5 protein-coding genes and 1 tRNA gene are annotated in these 5,966 nt (G+C 30.6%); 2 read left to right on the top strand and 4 right to left on the bottom strand.

Annotated features, from left to right (window positions below; translation table 11 throughout):
* Window positions 1-63 precede the first annotated feature (63 nt).
* Both AB8B65_RS11885 and AB8B65_RS11880 read left to right on the top strand, forming a co-directional pair.
* A tRNA-Met gene (locus tag AB8B65_RS11885) sits at window positions 64-136 on the top strand.
* Between the two features lie 181 nt (window positions 137-317).
* Window positions 318-1,498 (top strand): IS3 family transposase gene (locus tag AB8B65_RS11880; RefSeq protein ID WP_405301242.1). Its coding sequence is split into 2 segments (ribosomal slippage): window positions 318-588 and window positions 588-1,498, totalling 1,182 coding nucleotides; the frame shifts between segments, so codons are not numbered across the junction.
* 303 nt (window positions 1,499-1,801) lie between these two features.
* Here AB8B65_RS11880 and AB8B65_RS11875 read toward each other — a convergent pair.
* From AB8B65_RS11875 to AB8B65_RS11860, 4 genes are all read right to left on the bottom strand, one after another.
* Window positions 1,802-2,038, bottom strand: a complete 237-nt coding sequence (locus tag AB8B65_RS11875) for a colicin immunity protein (RefSeq protein ID WP_405301241.1) — start codon at window positions 2,036-2,038, stop codon at window positions 1,802-1,804.
* The gene (locus AB8B65_RS11870) at window positions 2,035-3,084 is read right to left on the bottom strand and encodes a hypothetical protein (protein ID WP_405301240.1); all 1,050 of its coding nucleotides are present in this window, start codon (window positions 3,082-3,084) and stop codon (window positions 2,035-2,037) included. Before AB8B65_RS11870 ends, AB8B65_RS11875 begins: the two co-directional genes overlap by 4 nt.
* A gap of 27 nt (window positions 3,085-3,111) precedes the next feature.
* Window positions 3,112-4,185 carry a hypothetical protein gene (locus AB8B65_RS11865; protein WP_405301239.1) on the bottom strand — a complete coding sequence of 358 codons (1,074 nt, stop codon included), beginning with the start codon at window positions 4,183-4,185 and terminating at the stop codon, window positions 3,112-3,114.
* 4 nt (window positions 4,186-4,189) lie between these two features.
* Window positions 4,190-5,966, bottom strand: a 1,777-nt coding sequence (locus AB8B65_RS11860) for a hypothetical protein (protein ID WP_405301238.1), incomplete at its 5' end; no start/stop codon positions are given.

The raw sequence follows: 5,966 nt of genomic DNA, 5'->3' as shown, positions 1-5,966 counted from the left end.
CAATAAAAAAATCATTTTTTTGTTGGTGGAATGGAAAATGATTGTATATTTGCAGTCCAATATCGCGGGATAGAGCAGTAGGTAGCTCGTCGGGCTCATAACCCGAAGGTCACTGGTTCGAGTCCAGTTCCCGCTACTAAGTAAATCAAGGCTTCACAGAAATGTGAAGCCTTTTTTAGTTTCAAGGGTAAAACATAGGTAAAACAAATGCTGGGATAACTTGTATCGAAATGATGCAATTTATAACGTGGAATGTTTACATTTGATTGGACATAGAGTTAAGAGATTAAATTATTAATTAACTTAACTTTGAAAAGATGTCAAAAAAACGAAAGACTTACACAGAGTCATTTAAACGCAAAGCAGTAGCATTAAGCCATCAAAAGGGTAATGTAGAAGAAACCTGTCGAGAATTAGGATTATCAACATCAGTATTGCATCGTTGGCGAAAAGAGTATAACGAATATGGTAAAAACAGTTTTCCAGGACGAGGAACCCCAAAGCAAACAGATGATCAAAAAGAAATAGCCAAACTAAAGAAACAATTACGAGAGAGTCGCTTAGAGAATGAAATATTAAAAAAAGCGGTGAGCATCTTCTCCAAGAGCGACAGGACAAATATAGATTTATAAAGCACCATAAATTGAAGTTTCCAGTTGAGAAGATGTGTAAAGTATTAGAAGTAAGTAGGAGTAGTTATTATAGTTGGTTGAGTAAATATCCATCAAAACGATGGTTAAACAATCATTCTATTATTTATTTCATCAAACATATTTTTGAATATAGTTATCAAAGCTATGGAGCAGAAAGAATGAAAGCTGAATTAGAAAAATATGGTCATTATGTATCTAAACGTAAAATAGCAAGATTGATGCGAGAACTTAATCTAATTGTAAAACGTAAACATAAGTTTAAAATTACAACAGATAGCAATCATAAGTATCCTGTAGCACCTAATCTATTAGATCAAGATTTTAAAGTCCATAGAAAAAATCAAGTATGGGTGTCTGATATTACCTATATACACACCAGCAAAGGTTGGTTGTATTTAACTGTAATCATTGATTTGTTCAACAGAAAAGTCATTGGCTGGGCTATGAGTAATGATTTAAGTACTGAGAATACTATTATACCTGCTTGGCATATGGCTGCTAAGAATATTAAAATAACACAGGAATTGATTTTTCATTCAGATAGAGGTTCACAATATGCAAGTAATCTATTCACTACTGTTCTTAAAAGTTATAAAGGGCTTGTGAAGCAATCTATGAGTAGAAAAGGGAATTGTTGGGATAATGCAGTAGCAGAATCTTTCTTTAAATCTCTAAAGGTGGAATGGGTATATCATCATAAATATGGTAGCAGATCTCAAGCTGAAGTATCAATCTTTAAATGGATAGAAACTTGGTATAACAAAAGAAGATTACATTCATATTTAGGATTAAGATCTATTGAAGAATTTGAACAGGATATGGAAAATCAAAAATTAGCAGCATAACTCCCTTAACTTTTTGTCCAATTTTTTGTTGCTATTCCACTCTCAAACCTCACACGCTTTAATTACAATAGCAGTGAATCTTGCACCTTCTATTTAAGAGACGCATCGGGATTAGAGTTCAAAACCACCAATAGTACATTAATTAATCTCATTGCAGAGCAGTTGCAACAAACGCTCGAAGAACGAAAAGCACAACTTGAAAAGCAGTTGATGGAGTTTCAGCTCTAAATGAAAATAGCTTTAATAAGAAAGCCACTCGATTGAGTGGCTTTCTTAATTTCTATAGATCTACAAGCTACTATATTATAATTGAATAGCCTTATAAGCTAATGCTTTATCAACTACATCCTCTATTGAAGGATTATAGTCAGCTATATTATCTTTTCTAGCATTATAATTTTCTGGGTAAAAAAATAAATTTGCACCGTCAGGGTCTGGAACATTTTTATTAAATTCCTCGTAAAGTAAATCGATTTCTTCTTCCGCACCTTCACAGGCTACTATTTTTTTTCCAAGTTCTATTAGTTCTTCTCTTTTCATTGAATTTCTTTTAAATATATATATAGGCTATTTTCTTTATCCAATACGGCTATACAGGATTTACTTGCATATAATGAACTATATATACTATTAGTGGCTATAGTGAAATCTACTTTTTTATATATTAATATTTCACATTTTACCGTGTCAAAAACACCAAATATATTTGTGAAACCTTTTTCCAATCGAGCGGTAAAATACAAGTTATCATCCCCAATAATGTGAGTCGAATTACTAATATAAAAATCTTGCTTTATTTCTGTGTTTTTAGTAATGATTAAGTGGTGAAGGTCAAATTCTCTATAAATATTATTTGCCAGTATCTTAATTAAGCCATTTTCTTTATCCAGAAAGTTATTACCAAATGTTTCTCCTCCAAGTAAAACATCACATGAATTAAATTTAATTTCTGATTTGTTTAAGTCTAAGCCTATTAGCTGTAGTCCTTTAAAGTGTAGCCATAGTGTATTACTATATATTCCCAGTATCTCTACTAAAGCATTTTTACTTTTAATCACTAAAGGAAGTTCTGTCAAAGAAAAACAACAAATTTCATCACTCAATTTTGAGTCAAAATATATAATTTTATCTTTTTGCTTTACAATAAAATTTTCTCCGTGAGCGACGATTGTTTCAAAAGCAAATTTTTCTTTTATGATTTCAAAATAATCTTCCTTTAAATTAAGAAACCCAACATCTTTCAATTCCAAATCATCAATTTTTTCTACTGTTCTAAAGCATAATAATCTAGAAGAAAGCTCTCCATCTCTTGTCTCGTCAGCTTGAATAAGTGAATAATTTTCTATATCAATAACTTCACCTGTCATGCGATCTACGAAGGCAATTTCATTTTCATTTGCAAATACTACACAATAAAAACCATCCATAAGAGCCTTTCCACTAACACCTCCAATTTCCCAGATTTTATTTTTGAAATCAGTGGTTTTGTATACTAATTGACTCTCAATATTGAGGATGAAATTGTCATTATTTCCAAAGTACAGTGGAATTTCATTATCTCTTTTTGTTAAAAACTTTAGCCTCATATAATCGTTGAAAAATTGAAATGTTTTTTACACTTTCAGGTATACGTGCAATTTATTTCCAATGTCATAAAGATACATTTTGTCTTTATAAAACCTGATATCTTTAACTTCATCAATAGTATCAATTTGATGTATCCACTCATAATCAAAGGTTTCAGGATTTATTTTGACTATGAATGAATACCCATTTGAATGTATGAGATACCATAAAGAATTATCGTGAAATACCATTTTGCTTCCAGAAGCACTGATATGTATTTCACCTAAACGTTCATGATTTACAGGAGGTAAATCAGGGAGAGTAAAATACTCCCCTTGATTACTTATAATTTCTCCTGTTTTCAAGTCTATTTTGGCAATAGAACCTCCATTAGTATAGGCAAAAGCAATATCATTTAAAATAATATAAGCACCATAGTTATTGCTTTTCCAAAGCTGTTCTCTTTTTTTAATATCAAGGCAAAATGTAATATATTTAGTAGTAATGATAAACTTATCATTACTATACTCGTATAAGTTTGATATTTCTCCTTTGTGCCATTTTTCAGTTAAACTAATAGGGTCTTTATATGTACATTCTTCAGCAAAGTCTTTTTCCCAAATTATTTTTTCTTGTTCATAATCATAAATGATTAATTTACTTTGTTTATGTCCATATACTAATAAATTATCTTTTATAAAATCTGCCGATCCTCCTGGTAATTCCGTTAGATTTTCTTTTATAAATTTTTTATTATTTAAGTCAAAAATATGGTGCTGAGAAGTGATATTATATTTTGTTCCTATTTTTTCCCATTTAAGAATTTGTCGTAAGATAGAAATCCCATTCTCATTGTGACTAGAAATATTTAGCTTGTAATCAAATGGATTTGAAAAAGTTAATTCTTTATCTAAATTATAAAAACTTAGATTGTCGGCTATGATTTCGTCATTGTATACATGATAAAAATAATGCCCGTGAGACAACTCCCATTTTTCTTTAAAAGAGTCTAAATTTATTACTTTTATTTTTTTCTCATTGGGTATATCTGTAACTAAGCAATTTCTAAGAAAATTTCTTTGTCCACCTATGCCTTTTAATACTGTTTCTAATTTATACATATATCTATTCTATTACGTCAACGATTTCAAATATTTTATCAAAAATAACATCTTCATTTAATTTATCTAGTAAAAATTGTTGATGACTTCCACCAATATCAATAAATTCATTTAATGCATCTAAATCTTTTTTCTCTGGGAAAAGTTTTTTGACTTGATCTACAGTTATGATGTTAAGTTCATCAATAGGTGTACCATCTGCTTTTTTTAAAGATTTCATGACGTTTTCTTTTAGCTCAGATAAGGTTTGATTTACTCCTTTCTTATTGAATATCCACTGTATATCTCCCAATTCATCCATTTTTACTAAGTCCTTAGTAAATTGTTTTTTGATGCTGTCAGGATAAAAGCCTTTCCAGCTTTTTAGTTCTAACTTTCTTAGAACATTATTTCCTTCATCAATTACTACATCGTAAATTCTTCTTAAATCATTAGAAAGATCGCTTACTTCAAATTTCAAGATTTTACCATTCTTGATTTGTTCACTAGCAAATTGCAAAGCGAATTTACCACCATGAAATTTTTTCCAGTGTTGAGCCATATCCTTTAATACCTGATCGAAACCTGGAGCATCTGCTAATTTATCCAAAACTTTTGTATCTATTTTTTTAATGAAATCTTCAATAGCTTTTAAAATTTCTGGCTTATATCTATTTGCCTTTCTCAAATCCTCTAAAACTCCAAGTACCTTTGAGTTTGTTATTTTTTTCAACCCATCAGTAGCAACATCTAATACCTCTTCAAGCTTTCCTAATTTAATAACAACACCAACTCCAAAAACCATAGCCGCTACTGAAATAGTTGTCTTACCTGAAAAATGTTGTAATAATTCTGGATCATTTTTGATTTTGTCAACTTCACTAGAAAGGCTTTGAATCATTTGATTGAAACCTTCTTTTGTGAATAGTTTTCCTAAAGCTTCTCGTTGCTTCTCATCTGTAGCTATCCCATAGATACTTTTTATTGCCATCGGGATACTCAAAATCTCATCAATTACACCATCAGTTACACCTCCAATTGTTGGATTTAAGTGCATATATGATGGGAACTTATCATATTCTTTTTTATCTTCCCCTGTAGAATGCCACATTCCTTCATTAATCTTTCCTTCATCCCAAACATGAACAACAACCTTTTGAGTGGCTTGTATAGCTTCTATATAAGCTCCAATATTTTCATTAAAGAATGCTTTAGCTCCCTGTATAAAACGAGCTAAGAAACCGTGCTCAACTTCTGCACTTTCAAAGTCATCTATAACTTGTTGGCGAAGATCATTAATTGATACACCTTTCAAGCCTCTTGCTTTAATTTCTTTATCCCGTTTACTTTCATATTTTTTTAAGTAATTAGGGTTAGCTTTATGTTTTACAGAGACTTTACCGCTTGCATCAATTTTAATATCGAGAGTGATATCACATGGTTTATCATTTTTCTTTAATGAGCTTGTATACGTATTGGTGATTAAACTTTGACTATCAGAACCATTCCCAAATACCCCTGAGAGATTTCCAGTTTGATTACCGTCAAGAGGTTGTGATTGCTTCGTTTCTTGATTATTCTCTTCAATTGTAAGGTTTACACATAAGTTTACCTCGTCATAAAAAGGATTATTAAGTTGCTTTAGAATGATATTATTTAATTCAAAATACTGTTTTTCAGCTCCTTTACGTTTGGTGTGCCTAATATGTTCACTAACCAAATCAGAAACATGGTCAATTTCAGCTTGCTCAATTGGTTTTTGTATATCAGGACAAGAGCCTTCGCTGAATAATGATGGAATT

The organism is Kordia sp. (assembly GCF_045105435.1).
In the GTDB taxonomy this organism is placed as follows: domain Bacteria; phylum Bacteroidota; class Bacteroidia; order Flavobacteriales; family Flavobacteriaceae; genus Kordia.
The sequence above is the reverse complement of the archived record's forward strand: the minus strand, read 5'-3'. Positions and strand labels throughout refer to the sequence as shown.

Coding starts and splice junctions, on each gene's coding strand:
- AB8B65_RS11865 (WP_405301239.1), bottom strand. CDS start 4,185: ATGTATAAATTAGAAACAGTATTAAAAGGCATAGGTGGACAAAGAAAT.
- AB8B65_RS11870 (WP_405301240.1), bottom strand. CDS start 3,084: ATGAGGCTAAAGTTTTTAACAAAAAGAGATAATGAAATTCCACTGTAC.
- AB8B65_RS11875 (WP_405301241.1), bottom strand. CDS start 2,038: ATGAAAAGAGAAGAACTAATAGAACTTGGAAAAAAAATAGTAGCCTGT.